Here is a 16,069-nt window from a genome sequence, read left to right as displayed (position 1 = left end):
TTGCAACATCGTTACCTCTCTTCATCCGGAGCCATTGCAAACACACTATTGCCATCATCACGTTTGAGTAATGACCAGCGGGCGCGGTGCTGTTTGCCATCTTTATCCTCAAATGCAGGCATTTTCTGCCCCTGCTGCGTCTGAATATATTGCGTTGTGCCGTTAACGATGCTTGCCCACTCACCCGCATGAGGGGCAATTTCATCCGTCCAGCGGGTGATTCGAACCGGTTCACAGGATTTCCCGGCGTCTTCTTCATCCAGAAGAGCACTCGCCTCGTCAAAGCGCCTGTACCACTGTAAGCTGGACTCATCATCGAACTGAAAATTTTCGTGTTCGGAGTAGAAATGCAACGAACGTGTCCCATTAAACCTAATGGGTTTAATGATCTGGTTTACTTTCACCAGTAATGGCGGCAGTTCTTCGGTTTTCGTCTCACCCAGCGCTGGCGGTAGTGCTCCAGCCTTCAGGATAAGGCCACCGTTATAAGGTAGCAGTTCAATCTCTGGTGTATTATTCAAACGATGAGCAAGCTTCTCAGCACCGCCGAGTGTTTCAAGCCAGGAATTGCCCAAGACTGTATACCAGCAAACGCTTTTCAGGTTGTTCACCACAAATCTTCCATCTAGCGTTCCGATAGAATCCACCATTACGCCCGGAAAGCGTTGCGCCAGTTTGTATTCGTAAGGGAACATGCGTTCGCGATCATAGGGAAGTATAAAAGACAGCCCCGCGTAGCCGCTCTCCACGTGAAAAGTTTCACACAGCCACATCAACCAGGACTGATAACAATCCTTCCCATTCGACTCTTTCAACAGAGACAGCGGAAAGGTGAGTTTAATAACCGAGCGATCATTGTCATTATGGTATATCCGTTTACCCATAATCAGAATGTTGTAATCAGGAGCCAAGTAAGTTTCGGTTCCTGAACTCAGTACCCAACTAAATATTTCTTCCGGGGAAGAGCCCAGTATCTCCTGTCGCATTTTTGCGTAGTTTTTTTCCGTTATAGCTGTCCATTTCTTTACGGGCAGTGTTTTTTTCAGATACGGTTTAAATTCATTATAGTAACGATCAACACACTCCACCATTTTACGGCGCACTTCGGGTGTATGACCATCTTTAAAAAATACGGTAATAATCAGCCCGAGATTCACTGCCGGGCTACCGTCCTTGTACTTAACCGACACCTCAGGCAACCACTTCTCAATATAATTCAGGTCTAAATCATTCAGTTCCATTATCATTCCTTATTGGGTTGCCAGCACACCTGCGGTTCCGGCACCCAGGACGGCTGCCAGCGCTTCCCACGCGGTGATTGCCAGACGAATTATCAGTAAAAACGCCGCAAGCAGCGCTTCCGGTATACCCAGCGTCACCACCAGAGCCCCCACACCGACCACAACAAGCACCACGCCGACGGTAACCGCCACATCCGTCAGTACCTGCACCCAGTCAACCTGCTTCAGCATCTCCAGCGTCATATCGGTTGCTTTCTGGATGGCAGACCAGGCTGACCTTAGCTGCTCATTTGTCCACGACGCTGCGCTGCGCCCCGTGTTGCTGACCCATTGCCACGCCTGATGCCCCTGAGAGTAGACCCATTCACCGCTGTCATTCAGCCAGCCCGCAACCCGGTCAAGCTCCTGCTGCATCGCTTCTGACAGCGCATGCCAGCCAGCCGCCACATTGTTAATTACCCCTTCACTGAGGTCAGCCACGGCCTTCCCGGCATACGTCCAGGGTTCAACTTTCGCAGGCTCCGGGGTTGCCGGTGGACCTGGGGTGAAAATGGGCGGATAAAGGAACAATGGCCAGTATTTCGCCCCGCTGGTTTTCCAGGCTTTCATCGTCACGTTCACCACCTGATCAACCCACTGCTGCTCTTCAGGGCGGCAGTCATGGACCTCCAGAATGGTCATACGATTAGGACGTTCCCCGACAATAAACATATATTCATCGTATTGATCTTCTTTCAGTGTATCTCCCGGAAACTTCACCTCCACAAGGCGCTCCAGATTATCAGCGTGCATCTGACCTTCTGCATCCGGCCCCGCCAGGCCCGGCCAGCGATCCTCTTTGTTCCTGACGATGATGATATCCGGGCGGCGGTAAATCCCCTTTCCTGGTACCGGGAAGGGATTAGTGGTATGTCGTCTGCCAGCGCCTTCACCCAGCAACGAGCTACTGAGAAACGGACGCGGTGGTGTGGTTCGCATATCAAACGGGACTTCAGCTTTGTACCACCACCGGTAATCACGGGCAATTTCATCCACCCGGATAAGCCCGCTCAGCATCAGTTGCTTGAGGCTCATCTGATAGCTTTTCCCGCCACGACGTATCTCTGCCGACAGCCGGGGAAATCGCATCGCGTATTCCACCTTGATATGCAGGTATTGTCGGTTATCGCTCGTTGGCAGACGCGACTGTTTTTCCACCATTTCAACACCGGTTGTTGTGCAGTCCCACAGCTGATTGTTGGTCCCGGTGGGAATATCCGCGCCCGGCGTATCGGGTAAATCTGGCAGCGCCATTACACGCTCTCCCTGAATTCAGTTATCAGTTGCTGTTGATCTTCACTACCAATGAACCACAGTGTTTCTTCTGGCTGAGGTTTATCCTGTACAATGTGCAGATCCACGGCTTCCTGCTCACGGGTATAAACCGCAACGGTCCGGCCTTTGGTATCACTGAATCCGGTAACCTCCTGACCGGACGGCGTTGTCAGGCGATAAGGCATTCCGGCAAGCAGTCTTCCCTGTTCATCCTGGAGTTGATAAACAGCAGAATAGATATGTGATGTCCCCATGAGGGGAAATGCCATCGCCTGATCGGCCGCACGAAGCTTGAGCGTACGCTTGACATTACGGATGTACGTATGCGGCGTGCCGTACTCAATCCCCCCCGCCTCTATCTTCACATAGCTGCCACCGCCTATCAGCGTCACTTTCTTCTTACCGGCAAACAGCATGTCGCTCATACTGCTGATGCTCAGTTTCTGCGCCGCACTCATATTCAGGGCGCCGTTCTGCGCCTGCACCTGTACCGGCCCCTGGTCGGAAATCAGGCTCAGTTTGCCACTCTGTGCAAACAGCCCGAGGCTCAGCCCTGCCAGCAGGGCCGTATTCCCCAGCGAGCCGGTACTGATGTCTCCGCCGGCATTGATGGCGATATTGTCCGTCGCCGCCATCTGCAGGTGTTCATCGCTGGTAAACGCCATGCCTTCAGGCGCGGTGAAGTGAACCACCTCGTTCAGCGGCTTCAGGCGCTCACTGAACATCGCTGTCTGACTGGCCACATCCGCTTCCAGCGCCAGCGCCTGGCGCTCTGCATCCGCCAGCAGGGCCAGCCGCTGATGCCCCGCCTCAATTTCTCTCAGGGCTTCATCCATGCTCAGCACGTCGCCTTCAGCCTTCGCCTGACCATCTGCTGTAATGAGCAGCCCTTTTGCCACGCGGATAACCCCGAACTCGTCGGTGCGCAGCTCAAACCCGGTGCCGCGCGCTTCATTTTGTGCATCCACGATATGCCCCTGATTCAGGGCCGTGGCGCCGAACGGCGTACTCAGCGCAATATGCTCTGCCTGACGCCGGTCTTCCATCCGCAGTTCATTGCGCCCTGCCGTGCGCAGAACGTTCTGGCTGCGGTTGTCCCGGGTCACCACGTCCTGATGCTCTGAATCGTGAAAGGCACGGGCGATATACGGCCGGTCCGGGTCGCCACCGTCAAAAGCAATACCCACTTCGGTGCCGTCGATGAGCGGCGTGTGCCAGCCGTACGTTTCACCGGCATACGGCTTCGCCTGACGTATCCACAGATAGCTGTAGCCCGGCTCCGCATCCTCGCGGCTGAAGTCCAGCTTCACCCGGTAGCGACCGGTGTCGTCCAGATGCGCATAAGGGTCATTCTTCTCTTCGCTTTCCACCCGCGCCATCAGCGTCCCGGCAATGGCCGGGCGCGGCGTCGTTTTCGGCCGGAAGCAGAATTGTTCGCTGTAGGGCATCCCCCACACCGACACATGCAGGCGGGTATCGCGAGCCGCGCGGAAGGTGGCAAGGGTGATGACCATCCCCTCTTTCAGCTCCGGCACCTCACGGCCACCGGTCTCCAGCACCATGCCCGGCGTCAGGTGACTGGCGTTACTGAACAGATGCAGACGGATGGCATTGTTCAGCTCGCGCTCGTGATGGATACGGGCATAAAACGCCCCGCTTTCCGTTTCCGGTTCGGAGGGGGTGTCGTCGCCCGCTTCACGGTAAGGCGTCAGGTAGCGGTAGTGCTCGCCGGTGGTCGCCGTCTCGTTTCTGACGCGACCGCGCGCATCCATCGGTGTGCTGGCGGTGCGGTAATTGTAATCCCGGGTGGTCACGCTGCCGGTGACGGTGTTATGCCAGACCCGCGCATCCCACGCGGCCTCGACCGCGCCGTCATACAGTGCGGAAGGCTCCCGGTACGGAAGCCGTACGTCAAACTGATACTGCAACTGACTGTCGGCGAAAGTCACCGTATCCAGCCCGGTAGTGGTGTTCACCCCGGTCCGGAACCAGATGCCCACTTCAGAAAGAATGCGCTGAATAAACTGCAGGTCGGTTTCCCGCCACTGGGTAATCAGTTCACGCTGCGGATAGTGCCTCTCCAGCCGGAACTCAAAATCCGCCCCCTCCAGCCCATGACTGCGCAGAACCCGCTCCACCAGCTCCGGTACGGAAACATTCTGCCAGACCGCACAGCGGCGGGTGTGGGCGAGCAGCGCCAGACGCGAGGAGAGCGTCACCGCGTAGTGGGTCTGGTCCGCCGTCTCCTTCAGCCAGGTAAAACCGGTGATGACGCCCTGCACCACACGTCCGGAGCGCATCGACAGGGTGGCATACCTGAGCATCGCATCCTGGCGGGTGATACCCTGCTGCGCCGTGGTGAACGCAATGTTCCATTCGAACGGTTCATTCAGCGCTTCCCGTCCGTGAAAATTGAGCACATCCGGCTTCAGCGGGCTGTCATTAATTTCAAGCGTGTAGCGGGTCTGTCCGTCAAACAGGGCCAGCCAGTTGTCCTGCAGGCTATCCATAGCGTTACTCCTTCACAGGGACCAGGGTTAGTCCGGTGCTGTTCAGCTGGATGGTGCGCGGCTTATCCGGATCGAGATCATCCCGGCTCAGCACCAGGCGCCAGGTGTTGTCACGGATGTCCGGGCGATTGAACAGCCCCACCACCGCAACATATTTTGCGTCCTCGTCCATTGGCATATTGAGGGTTACGCTGCCTTTGGGCATCACCAGCAGCGACTTGCTGGCCACCATGTCTTCTTTCAGGGTCGTGTCCGCATCGCGCAGCAGTTTCTGGTAGTCGGCGGCGTCCACCTTCTGGCGGTCTTTAAGCTGGTACACCTGCACCATGGTGGCAAGCGGAACCTGGCCCTCATCGGCATTAGCGGCGGCACGTGGTTCAAAGTCCAGATGTAGCACCTTTATTTTTTTGTAGAAAATGGCTCTGGTCATGCTGACCGCGCCGTCTGACACGGACTGGGTCAGGCCACAGCCGGTCAGCAGAGCAGTAAACAGCATCAGGGATGTGCAACGTTGCAGGAAAGCGAATGTCATTCGGAGATCCTTTTCAGACTTCACAACAAAATGGTTTGGGGTCAGTAGGGGAGCATCAGTCAAAGCGGTAGCCACCGGGCTGTGCCGGAGGTTTTGCGCTACAGGAGAGCCCTTCATACGCGCCCAGGCTGACCGTCAGGTGGGTGCGTTTCGCGGGCTTATCGCGTTTCAGGCCGAGCACCCCGGTGCGTCCGAGCTGAACCCGACGGGCCTTACCCAGACGCGGCTCTGGCAGGCAGGTCACGGGTACCGTGAGACGCACCCTGATATCGGAGCGGTAACCCATATACACCCGCAGCAGCACCATCAGGTCGGTATGTATCTGGCCGCCCGGCAGCCAGCCTTCGGCTTCCGCAGGGCTGTCCGTTGCGAGCATCAGCAGGATACGGCTGCAGGCCTCTTTTCCGGTTCTGCCGAGCGTGGCCCGCTGTGACAGCGATACACGATTACCCTTGCCGAGCCCGCTGCGACTGGTTACCGGCACCGTGACCGGGTCCGGACTGATGATGGTGGCCCGGGTCTCCGGCGCCAGCAGGCTGACCAGTTGACGGAGCCCTTCTGCATTACGGGTCGGCATCCTCAGGGTGCCGAGCAGCGCCAGAAAACGGGAGGACGGCGTGGCCACCTGCTCTGCCGTGCCCGGAATACCGAGCCCCACCAGGCCCAGCAGGCACTGTGAGATATCATCCGTACCACCGGCTTCAAAGGTCACCGGATAAGCGTACTTGCGCCAGATACGATAATACTGGGTCAGAATGCGGTGGCTGAAGATGTCGAGGAATGCGGAGGTCGCCTCATACCCCTCCCGCTGCTGGGCAATATCATCCAACAGCGCCGTCGGCAGCGGGGAATCCACACCGTACATCCCGAGGAACGTGGTGCGCACTGTCGGCGCCAGGTCCGGATAATCCTCATCGGTTTCAACAACCTTCAGTTCGCTGGCCGGGAATCCCATCCCCGGCCACGGACGAAAGCGTACCGGATCATTGCTGAGTTTATCGGTACTGCCAAGCGGTGGCGCATCCGGGGTTTCCTGTTCAAGTAACTGGCAGAAGCGATAGAAATTCACCCGCCAGATATCATCACGAAGCGCCTCGGTCAGCCCGGAATGTGCTGGCTGTGATTCTCTTTCCATCGCAGTCGTTTCCCTGTCGGTTGCAGTACCAGCGTCAGCTGGTTGAAAAGGTGCACATCGGCATAGAGTGCAAAGAAGCGGTGCAGCATTTCACCGAACAGGGTGACATCCCCTTCCCCGGCAAAGTTGTCGGCGTTCAGCGTGACTTCGATATCCACCCCACGCAGCATAAAGCCTCGTTCAAAGCGGCGGATAAGCGTATGTTTCACCGCCACAATCGCCTCCAGACGACGACGGTTCATCTCGTCATCGGTCCAGTCATACAGCGCCAGCGTCCCGCGCAGCACCTCCGGATTGTCCATCATGCTGAGGAAATTAGACCCCAGATGGCTCATCACCCGCCAGTGGAAGCGGTCACTGGCTGGCGGATAGAGTGGCAGCGTCGGCGCCTTCAGGTTCATCACCTTCACCGGTACCTTGCCCGCCTTTACCACCCGATCCAGCAGCGTGCTTTCCAGCGACCGACGCGGCAGTTGACCGTTAGTGCCGGTGATACGGATAGAGAGCGACTCCGGGGTTTGTGACAACTGTTCCTGTTCGAAGGATTTACCGCCGAGGATTAGCCAGGTGTCATACAGCCCGGAGGGACCACGCTTCACCCGGGTATGGAAGTAACGCTCCGGCGCATCATGGCGCATCATGCCGCCGCGATGGCGGAAACTGGTAAAGGGCACGTACGGATGTTTGCCGTTTTTTACTGCCCCGTGGATATCGTCCACGCTGTAGATTTCGGTATGACCATCCTGAACGCGCATCGGACGCAACAGGTATTCGTTTTGCAGCGGGTCCGGCGTCAGCGGGTCGGCTTCCAGCGGGAACAGATTTATCACCGGGGCGCAGTGCAAACGGAAGTTTTCCGTCTCAAACGGCAGGTCCGACGGCCAGCCACCGTCCAGTACGATATCGGTTTCAAACCAGGTGTTTCTGACACTGAGACCGGTCAGCTCCAGGCCCCGGAGCTCCACAAACATGAACTTCTGGCGGAAGCTGAAATATTCCAGCAGCAGCTGATAGCCACTGAACGCGGAATCCCCTTTTGGCCACAGACGGTCAGTATCGTCAAAGCCCATCGGCTTACACCAGCCGTCAAAGCGTACCCGTTCGGTGCGGGTTTCGCTATGGCGGGCGTACATGGCGTGAACCCGTCGGGTCAGCGCCAGATGCAGGGCCGAAGCCACCGGGCTGTCAGCGTCGAGGTAGATGGCCACCTTATCAATACCGGCTTTAGACCAGTCCACTTTATCCGGGCATTCAAAACGCAGGCGGATCGCAGCACGACCATCCGGCTCGGTCTGCAGACGAGCGTCCGCCAGATTCAGGGGCTGCAGCGGAACCTCGCGAGTGGTACGGTACTGACACACGGTATTCTCCGGCCCAACCGGGCGGGACAGCACAGAGAAGCCCTCTTCCAGCACCTCCATTTTACGCAACTGACGCCAGTCAGGTGTGAAAGCCACCACGGAGAGCGACGGAATGGTACGCATATAGTGCGGCCACAGCAGGCTGACCAGCCCTTCGGTCAGTTCCGGCAGGTCGTCGTCGAGCTTTTCACGCAGACGCCCCATCAGGAAGGCAAAGCCCTCAAACAGGCGCTCGACGTACGGATCGCGGGCACCGGATTTATCCAGATTAAGCATGGCAGCGCGGTCGGGATGAGCGCGGGCGAATTCTTTACCTGCTTCGCGCAGGTAGCGCATCTCTGCTTCATAATAGCGCAGGGTTAAATCATCCATGCACGGGTTTCCTGAATGTCGTGGTAGTCAAAAAAGAAAAAATCATATGCGGCATTTTCAGCCACATAACACCATCGCCCGGGCGGGATCGATGGCAATCAGGCCAGCCAGCAGCTCATCCATTTCAGGGGCGAGGCGATTTTTATCGCTTTCGCTGCGGCCAGCTTTAAGGCGTAACAGCTTCAGTCTCCGGGCCTGCGCTTCAAACAACAGCGCGGGTTCCCAGTCATTGAGCGTCAACCGTGGCGCGCTGTTTGTGAGTTCCCCCAGCAGGTGGAGCGCCATTTCATTACGCCCAAACTGTTCAGCGACTCTGGCCATCAACAGACGCTGCAGCCAGCGACTACGGGGAGAATCCATACCCGGGCGAGTCTGAAGCCAGGCCAGCGCGGCTTCCGGACCGTCGTTGTCCCCCTTTTCCATCGCTTCGGCTTCCAGCGCAAGAATGTCATCCGTTTGTCCTCCTGCGGCAACCACGGCGGGTTCATTGCCAAATTCCGATATATCGTCGTTCACCTTTTCGGCAATCCAGTTCTGCGTCACCTCATCGGCAAATGGCGTGCCGTCGCTCCAGGAGAGCTGCTCAAGACCATGCAGACGGGCCAGCAGCAGCTTCAGATCGCTGAGGATGTAGTCAGCCCAGCCATCCCAGGGTTGTCCGGCGCGGCTCAGTCCCTGCCAGAGATACCACTGCAGGTCGAGCCAGAAGCGGTTGCCGCCTTCGCAGAACATGGCGCTGGCCTGCTCCACCAGCTCCGTCCAGTTCTGCTGCAGATACAAGCGTTTAAGCTGAGCGCGATAATCCGGTTTGGGAGGGGAAAGGCGGGTGCGGCCGCTGGCATCCAGCGCCGGAATTTGCCCCACCGTATCCCAGCGAACGGCTTTCATCAGCCGGTGCGACGCCAGCCAGCCATCGGGCTGATCGGCCAGCCAGCGGGAGAGCACTTTCGACTGACTTAAAAATTCACTCTCGGACTTAACAACGATGTCCGGGACGGACTGCCTGACCGTTGAAACAGGCGTACTTTCGGCGGTACTCACGCTTTGCGGCGTTAAGCCATCCAACCCACCGGAGCCTGCCAGACGGATTTCCAGCGCGCGGGATAGACCGTCAAGAGAAGGCCGTTCCCCTTCCGGCCAGCTTTCCAGTTGGGTATCCAGCAAACTCAGCATGGCTGCCGTCTGTGAGGTCTGATCGCGGCTGGCATCCGGCCACAGTGAAAGCGCGTCCTGCATCTTTGTGCTGTTCAGCCACTCAAGCGCGGACTTGCGTGCATTCGGACGGCGCGGATGACATTGCTCACCGTAGCGGCTTAGCATGGCGGCCAGCAGTTGCAGGCCCTCATACAGCCCGGTTTCTCCCTGCAGTTGCAGACGGGCAAAAATATACCAGGTAGCCACCCTTAAATCCCGGGCGGTATGACAGAAGATATTTTCAGCCAGCTGGCAAAGCTTTTCTGGGTCAGTGCCAGAAAGTTTATTGATTTCCTCGCGCATCAACTGGAAGTCATCGTCATAAGCCGGATCTTCTCCCGCCCCGTCACCATCCGCTAAAGGTTTGAGCCAGTTATCCCATTGTGACAGGCTGTTCTGCTGACGAGCGAGCAGCGCTGACTGCTGCTCATCATCAGGTACACACAGTTCCAGCAGCGCTTGTGCAGTCGCCATCTTATTGCCCCTCCGTGGCTGTCAGCGTGTTATTCACGGCATCAGCACTTACCTGGAAGATGGATTCCGGTAAGCGGAAACCCTGCAGTTTCAGCAGCGCCAGCGGGCCATCACCCAGCTCGCTGCGTAGGATAAATTTCAGCGGATTGCCGTCCGGGGTGATCCACACTAACTGAGTGCGGCTGCTGTCGAGCGGCGTGAGCAGTGCTTTATCGAGCAGACGAATGAACCCCCAGTTCCCCTGATTGTGCGCATAGAGGCGCATTTCCGCCGTGTTGCTACGCCAGCTCAGGTCCACACCCGGATAGTAAGTATTCCCCGGCCAGGTAAAGCTCTGCCAGCTTTCCATCTGGTTAAAGTAATCGAGTTTCTGACCATCCATCGTCAGTTGCATGCGCGCCACATCACGCGACGGGCGCGCCATCAGTTCAAAGTGCACGCCGGCATCGCCCTGGGCAAAGATGATATCCGATATATCAGCCAGCTTATTGATAGCGGCAAGAAACGCAGGACTGATGCTCATTCCCTGGCTGGCCGCAGGATCCACCACCCAGCGACTGCCTTCCTGATGCAGCATCCCACCGAGGTTGGTTTTAATAAACGCGGCAATGCGACCGGAGTCGTTGCGCAGGAACTGCGCCAGTAGCGGCAGTGAGGCATCGCTGCCGGTCGCCTTAAACGGATACCGTCCGGCAAAGGCGGTATTCCACTGCGAGACGATGGTACTCTGCCAGCGGGCGTTGAGGCTACCCGCCGCCGGGGCCAGCACCTGTCGCCAGGCCAGGTCAAGCGGCTGCACAAACAGCGCCTGACCAAAACCGTTCCACTCCTGCCCAAGGCTTGCTGCCACCAGACTGCCGTAGTCACGGGTATCGGTCAGATCAATGGCTTTGCCCTGGAAGACGGTCTGGGCCAGCAGCTGCGCCATCGCCTGCGGATCCGGTGCGCTGGTCACCTGCTGGAGTTTGAGGCGCACCTGGGTCACACGGGCCAGCCAGGACTGAAAGCTGAGGTTACCGTTGCTACCAGTGCCGTCCTTACCGGCCATCAGACTGGTGAGCGGCCCGAACACGCCATCCAGCGGCCCTTTTGGTCCCTGTGCCTGCTCGATGAACTGTTTCGCGTTCTTCTTGCGCCCCACCAGTTTTTTGGCTGAATCCACCAGAGAATCGGCAAGCGCCTCCCCTTTGGCACCGGTCTGCCCCTGCCAGGCCAGCGTGTTCATCAGCGCCACCAGCGGCGACTGGCGCACATCCGCCAGCAGGTTCAACTGGGCAATCGCTTCCGAAAGCGAAGCTGCTTCGTGCCACTGAATACTGTTAGCCATGTTCAGCCAGGCGTTACCAAAATCGGTGAAGTAACGCTCTGTCAGACGCTGCTTCAGCGCTTCCGGTGAGATATCACTTGCCGGCTGATGGGTCTTGTCGGTCAGCACCCAGTCAATTTCATCACGGCGGGTCTTCACCACCTCATCAATGGCATCCTGCACCTGCTCTTCCCAGGCCTGACGGGTGAACATCCCCGGCACCACTTCTTCGGATGAAAACAGCGACGAAGCATCCGTATCGCCGGTCATGTCCGCCAGTGTCAGATCGGGCCAGTTGCGGGCAATACGTCCCAGCATCTCCTGATACAGCCCGGATTCAGCATTACGCTGACCAATCTGCTTGAGCAGGATCTGACGTACCGTACCGACCAGTTGCGCATCAGGTTTGATCTTCCATTCCGGGTGTGCAGGCAGGTTCTGAGCCCAGAAGCCCAGCAGTTTCGGCGCAGTGGTTTGCCATGCACTGGCCGCCACGCCTGCGCGTGCTGGCCAGGCTTTCAGCATGTTATCAGCAAACCATGGCGCATCCGCTTTATCCGGACGGGCCAGCATCAGGTAGCCCTTGAGCAGATTGTAAGTGCGTTGCGTGGCGCTCGCTCTGGCCGCACTGTCCGGCGGAAGCTGCACAAAGGCGTTCAACTGACGCTGAAGTTCATTGGTCAGCGGATCGCGCATCAGTTGCTGGTAATTGCGGGCATACAGGGGCCAGAGCATCCGCAGCGTATCGCCATCCTGGTTAAGACCAAAGCGGGTGTACCAGGGCGCGCCATGCGCTTCCCGCTCCTGTAGCCGGGCAATGGTCTGCTGCAGGGCCAGCTGGTTACGCAGGCGTTCAGGTAGCGGCTGCCGGGTATCAGCGGCAATGCGCGCCGTATCCCGGGCAAGCCAGATTTGAGTGTGGTTAACGCAGAGCGACAGCAGTGTGCCGGCGCCCCACAGTAGTGCGATACCCAGCAGCGCCAGGCGTAAGATCTTCTGCCAGTGGATGCCGATTCTACGGGCCTGCACCTGCAGGCTGTCCGTTTCCAGCGCCTGCCAGACCGGCGGTGACAGCCGTGCATGCGGGACCGTCGCCGCGCCCGACAACGCCGGGCTGAACATCACACCACGCAGGCGATAAGGCGCCGGACCCGACATCAGCGTATTGAGTAACGGGAGCAGAGACTGTCGAAGACGGCCACGCAGCGCATCTGAAAGGCTTAACAGCCAGTGGTGCTGCGAATCCTCAAGCAGTGCGGCCACACCGGCCTCCTGCAATTCTGACGACAGCGCCGCAAGCGTTGTGCGGGCCTCTTCGGATGTAACGCCCGGGCCAAACAGAGCCCCCGTTGGTGGAGCCCCTTTACCATCATGCGCCCATGCGCCTTCCCGAACGATCCACAGCCAGACCGGCAGTTGCCAGCCCAGCAGGGCATCGGTTTTCTGGCGAACACGGACCAGGGTGTCCTGTTTTGCTGGATCCGGGAGAACGCCTGCATTCATCACCTGGACCACCCCGTCCAGCGGACGCTGTGGGCGAACCGCTTTCAGCACCGACAGGAATTCGTCATCCGGTACGCTGTCTGGCAGACCTCCGTGGAACAGCACAATCCCATCACTTTCCTGCCAGTGGTCCCGCTTAAGGCCCGGCACCACCTTTTCGATGTCTTTATCGCTGCCCTGCACCAGCAGCAGCCGGACCTTTGCCTTCCAGCGACGGCGGTAGCGCAGATGCAGGTGATCGATCAGGGCTTCTGCACTGAAACTTTTCTCTGCACGCTCTTTTTCGTCAACGAAAGTATTCGCCGCATCATTCTCAGGGAGCGTGGCGGAAGCCCGTTTGTTGCGCCCCCAGGTGCGCCTCGCCCCTTTTCTTCCGGCGATGAAGAAGAGTTTCTCCAGCCCCCAGATAACCGTCAGCAGAAGCACGCTGACTACTGCGCAGATTGTCACAATCCGCTCAACCGGATACGGACCGAGACCAAAGGTCCTGGCAACAAAATCGCCACCGGTTGTCAGCGCAAAAACAATCATCACGGAAACCAGAATCAGCGCCAGAACAGCGAGCCCCAGCAAGGATTTGGATTTGTTTTTAGTCTTTTCTTTTTTATCGCTGCTCATTCCCTGATAACGTCCTTTTGTGGTTCTTCTGCCGTCACTGCCGTCAGCCAGATATCGTCACGCCCGGGGGCCGGTTGTACGGCAACCAGTTGCGCCCCCAGCTCCGGCACCACACCCGCCGCCAGCGCCACCGCTATCCACGGCGATGCCTGGCCGGCATACCCGAGCGTGGCATCGATACTTTTTATACCGTCCGTCAGGCTGAGTGTTAATTTATTGTCTTCACAGGATTGATTCAGACCGGGTCGCCCGGTGACCGCTTCGCCGGTTATCCAGATGCCTTTAATCGCGTCAGGGGATAACTCAGCCCAGCGAAGCGCATGTGCCATATTGTGTGTCAGCGTTTCCGGGCTGCTCTGTTGCGGACGGTGCAGCCTGACCGCATCCGGATACTGATGGCTCTTCCGGTTACACAGCACCATCAGGGCTATCGCTTCCGCATCATTTTCCTGCGGTGAGGGCCGCAGAGAGAGGGTCAGGATAACCAGCGCGGACGGTTTGGCCCAGCGGTGATCCAGCCAGTAATCCAGCGCACTCATGCCCTGCCCCGGTATCTGACGGAGCTCCCTTTCGGATTGATTCATGACCCGTCGCAACAGTTCGTCTTCTTCTTCCGCCGAAAGTGCGGCATCACAGTCAAACATCAGCCAGCACGGCAATGTTTCAGGCAGGCACGCCAGTGTTTTGTTTATACGGAATACGGCTTTTTCGATGGCTTTTACCAGGGCATTCGGGTCGGAATCAAAATCCGTTATCCGGGCGTGCCTGACGGGCTGGCCACCGGCACGTGGTATAGCGGTTTTCAGGAGCGGAAAGCCCTGTGCCATTGCCGCGCCAAGACTTCCCGTTCCCCGCCCGGCCGGGGTCTGTAACCAGGTGTCCAGAATCCAGGCAAAACGCTTTCCACGTGAGATTTCGGTCTCTTCCAGGTCATCACATTCATCGTTCCAGCCCGCTTCCCCATTGAGTTCGAGCCGGTACCCGATATGACGAAAGACAGCCAGTATGCCCCACAGGCAAAAGGGCAGACCCAGCGCTGTAAACCAGAATGAAACCCCGCGCCGCTCTCCGGTCCATTGCCACAGGGTCAGCACCACACCGGCCAGCATGATGACAACCAGAAAAATCACCCAACGTAACGTCACCGGGCGTGAAAGGCGGTCGACGCTATCAGGGACTTCATCCAGATAAATCGGCATTGTCAGCCAACCTTTGCCGCAGAAAACGAACTGATGAGCGTACAGCCACAGCCACATTTATGGCCTTCGAAAGCCACAGGAAGGCCGTCTTCGTCAAGATAATTGGGATTCCCCTCAACAATGGTGGTATTCCCATGCGCAGGGCAGGAGACTTTATCCCCCTTACGGGCAACGCCAATACCGCCAAATTTCATGGTGGCCGAGGCCGTTAAGACCGAACCACCGTGGGTCGTTCTATCCCCTTTACGAATAATCTTTAGCATTTCCGCTCCAATTTTTACTCAACGATTAATTTTCACAACCTCACGCAGATAATACCCACTGCGTCTTAACCCATGGTCATTTAAGATCGAAATCATCAGATTTGACCCAATACACCTTACTCTTCCCGCTGGCTGGTTTGTAATTAATCTTATAAAAGGAGCCCTCCTCAGACATATCAACAAGTGAGAAGGCATCCCCTTTAATTAGATACGCTTTCGTTTTTTTTGATTCATCAGGAGCGGAATATAAATATGCTTTATCAACAGAGATGCCACCATTTAATGGCTTTCTATTTTTAGAATCGTCACCTCCAGTCATTAACTCCTCATAATCTTTAGCGCCATTTTTATAGTGTATTCTTTTTACTTGCTGGCAATCGGCACAAGAATCTGTAAAAAGCAATGACCACTCATCATCAGAGGAAACACGATAAACATCATTGAACCAAACGCCTTGAACCCTTCTGGAGCTAATTACGCGCCCATCATTTTTCGTTATATTACAGAGTTTCCCATCCGCGCCCGCAGACGGCGTATTTTCTATACGGTTATTATTCACCTTAAAAACCACTGAGCATTTATTGACATCGCTCTCGCTACTCAGATATAGATATTTAGTATTATTCAAAAGGTTCACGGAAACATTTGAGTAACCTTTAGATACAAAATCCTTCGCAGCCTCAGGCAAGGCCAGTCCATCGTATGTTGTAGGTACTCTTCCTGCTGAGTTAGCAAGCACACTGAAAGTTGAAAGGCTCAGCAAGGCTATCAAACTAAATTTATTTAGTTTCATTATTTTAAGCCCCATTCATTTTTAATTGACTCGAAATATGACTTTCTTTCATCTAAGCCATTTTGCCCGCCGTTGACGGCAAGAGTAACTAACTCTACATTATTCTTCTCATTATCGATTAGTATGTTAATATCGCCCTTGGCATTATATTTTTTATGAACACCACCATTGTTCCGCCAAAACCAACAAGATGCTTTAATCGCATTAACCATTACTGATGCAACTAAATCAGAATTGCTAACACAATCGATTCC

At 56.6% G+C, this 16,069-nt stretch carries 12 protein-coding genes; all 12 read right to left on the bottom strand.

Annotated elements, in window-relative coordinates; genetic code table 11:
• Positions 1–11: 11 nt before the first annotated feature.
• The 12 genes from V3W49_RS10645 to V3W49_RS10590 all read right to left on the bottom strand — a co-directional run bounded on the left by V3W49_RS10645 (position 12) and on the right by V3W49_RS10590 (position 16,027).
• Entirely contained in the window at positions 12–1,241 is a 1,230-nt protein-coding gene (locus V3W49_RS10645; protein WP_500145340.1) for a DUF3396 domain-containing protein, read from the bottom strand.
• Between the two features lie 9 nt (positions 1,242–1,250).
• Positions 1,251–2,534, bottom strand: a complete 1,284-nt coding sequence (locus V3W49_RS10640; RefSeq protein ID WP_500145338.1) for a VRR-NUC domain-containing protein — start codon at positions 2,532–2,534, stop codon at positions 1,251–1,253.
• Positions 2,534–5,065, bottom strand: coding sequence for a type VI secretion system Vgr family protein (locus tag V3W49_RS10635; protein ID WP_500145336.1), 2,532 nt, complete (start codon positions 5,063–5,065; stop codon positions 2,534–2,536). Before V3W49_RS10635 ends, V3W49_RS10640 begins: the two co-directional genes overlap by 1 nt.
• 4 nt (positions 5,066–5,069) lie before the next feature.
• Complete coding sequence (gene tssJ / locus V3W49_RS10630) at positions 5,070–5,597, bottom strand: type VI secretion system lipoprotein TssJ (RefSeq protein WP_500145334.1); 528 nt, start codon at positions 5,595–5,597, stop codon at positions 5,070–5,072.
• 55 nt (positions 5,598–5,652) lie between these two features.
• Positions 5,653–6,732 carry a type VI secretion system baseplate subunit TssG gene (gene tssG, locus V3W49_RS10625; RefSeq protein ID WP_500145332.1) on the bottom strand — a complete coding sequence of 360 codons (1,080 nt, stop codon included), beginning with the start codon at positions 6,730–6,732 and terminating at the stop codon, positions 5,653–5,655.
• Entirely contained in the window at positions 6,696–8,465 is a 1,770-nt protein-coding gene (gene tssF, locus V3W49_RS10620) for a type VI secretion system baseplate subunit TssF (protein ID WP_500145330.1), read from the bottom strand. The genes tssG and tssF overlap by 37 nt, the downstream gene beginning before the upstream one ends.
• A gap of 57 nt (positions 8,466–8,522) precedes the next feature.
• Positions 8,523–10,133, bottom strand: a complete 1,611-nt coding sequence (gene tssA, locus V3W49_RS10615; protein WP_500145328.1) for a type VI secretion system protein TssA — start codon at positions 10,131–10,133, stop codon at positions 8,523–8,525.
• Position 10,134: 1 nt separating this feature from the next.
• Positions 10,135–13,560, bottom strand: coding sequence for an ImcF-related family protein (locus tag V3W49_RS10610; RefSeq protein ID WP_500145327.1), 3,426 nt, complete (start codon positions 13,558–13,560; stop codon positions 10,135–10,137).
• The gene (locus tag V3W49_RS10605; protein ID WP_500145325.1) at positions 13,557–14,759 is read right to left on the bottom strand and encodes a KPHS_23130 family T6SS system protein; all 1,203 of its coding nucleotides are present in this window, start codon (positions 14,757–14,759) and stop codon (positions 13,557–13,559) included. The genes V3W49_RS10610 and V3W49_RS10605 overlap by 4 nt, the downstream gene beginning before the upstream one ends.
• Positions 14,760–14,761: 2 nt before the next feature.
• Positions 14,762–15,022 carry a PAAR domain-containing protein gene (locus V3W49_RS10600; protein ID WP_500145324.1) on the bottom strand — a complete coding sequence of 87 codons (261 nt, stop codon included), beginning with the start codon at positions 15,020–15,022 and terminating at the stop codon, positions 14,762–14,764.
• A 76-nt stretch (positions 15,023–15,098) separates the two neighbouring features.
• The gene (locus V3W49_RS10595) at positions 15,099–15,815 is read right to left on the bottom strand and encodes a hypothetical protein (protein ID WP_500145322.1); all 717 of its coding nucleotides are present in this window, start codon (positions 15,813–15,815) and stop codon (positions 15,099–15,101) included.
• Complete coding sequence (locus tag V3W49_RS10590; RefSeq protein WP_500145321.1) at positions 15,815–16,027, bottom strand: hypothetical protein; 213 nt, start codon at positions 16,025–16,027, stop codon at positions 15,815–15,817. The genes V3W49_RS10595 and V3W49_RS10590 overlap by 1 nt, the downstream gene beginning before the upstream one ends.
• Positions 16,028–16,069 lie beyond the last annotated feature (42 nt).

Source organism: Rosenbergiella sp. YN46, assembly GCF_036620675.1.
In the GTDB taxonomy this organism is placed as follows: domain Bacteria; phylum Pseudomonadota; class Gammaproteobacteria; order Enterobacterales; family Enterobacteriaceae; genus Jejubacter.
This window is presented reverse-complemented; position numbering and strand designations above follow the sequence as displayed.

What these genes read in the sequence shown, in the direction of transcription:
- tssF (WP_500145330.1), bottom strand. Translation starts at nt 8,465, where the DNA reads ATGGATGATTTAACCCTGCGCTATTATGAAGCAGAGATGCGCTACCTG.
- V3W49_RS10640 (WP_500145338.1), bottom strand. Translation starts at nt 2,534, where the DNA reads ATGGCGCTGCCAGATTTACCCGATACGCCGGGCGCGGATATTCCCACC.
- tssA (WP_500145328.1), bottom strand. Translation starts at nt 10,133, where the DNA reads ATGGCGACTGCACAAGCGCTGCTGGAACTGTGTGTACCTGATGATGAG.
- V3W49_RS10590 (WP_500145321.1), bottom strand. Translation starts at nt 16,027, where the DNA reads ATGGTTAATGCGATTAAAGCATCTTGTTGGTTTTGGCGGAACAATGGT.
- tssG (WP_500145332.1), bottom strand. Translation starts at nt 6,732, where the DNA reads ATGGAAAGAGAATCACAGCCAGCACATTCCGGGCTGACCGAGGCGCTT.
- V3W49_RS10610 (WP_500145327.1), bottom strand. Translation starts at nt 13,560, where the DNA reads ATGAGCAGCGATAAAAAAGAAAAGACTAAAAACAAATCCAAATCCTTG.
- V3W49_RS10600 (WP_500145324.1), bottom strand. Translation starts at nt 15,022, where the DNA reads ATGCTAAAGATTATTCGTAAAGGGGATAGAACGACCCACGGTGGTTCG.
- V3W49_RS10605 (WP_500145325.1), bottom strand. Translation starts at nt 14,759, where the DNA reads ATGCCGATTTATCTGGATGAAGTCCCTGATAGCGTCGACCGCCTTTCA.
- V3W49_RS10645 (WP_500145340.1), bottom strand. Translation starts at nt 1,241, where the DNA reads ATGGAACTGAATGATTTAGACCTGAATTATATTGAGAAGTGGTTGCCT.
- V3W49_RS10635 (WP_500145336.1), bottom strand. Translation starts at nt 5,065, where the DNA reads ATGGATAGCCTGCAGGACAACTGGCTGGCCCTGTTTGACGGACAGACC.
- tssJ (WP_500145334.1), bottom strand. Translation starts at nt 5,597, where the DNA reads ATGACATTCGCTTTCCTGCAACGTTGCACATCCCTGATGCTGTTTACT.
- V3W49_RS10595 (WP_500145322.1), bottom strand. Translation starts at nt 15,815, where the DNA reads ATGAAACTAAATAAATTTAGTTTGATAGCCTTGCTGAGCCTTTCAACT.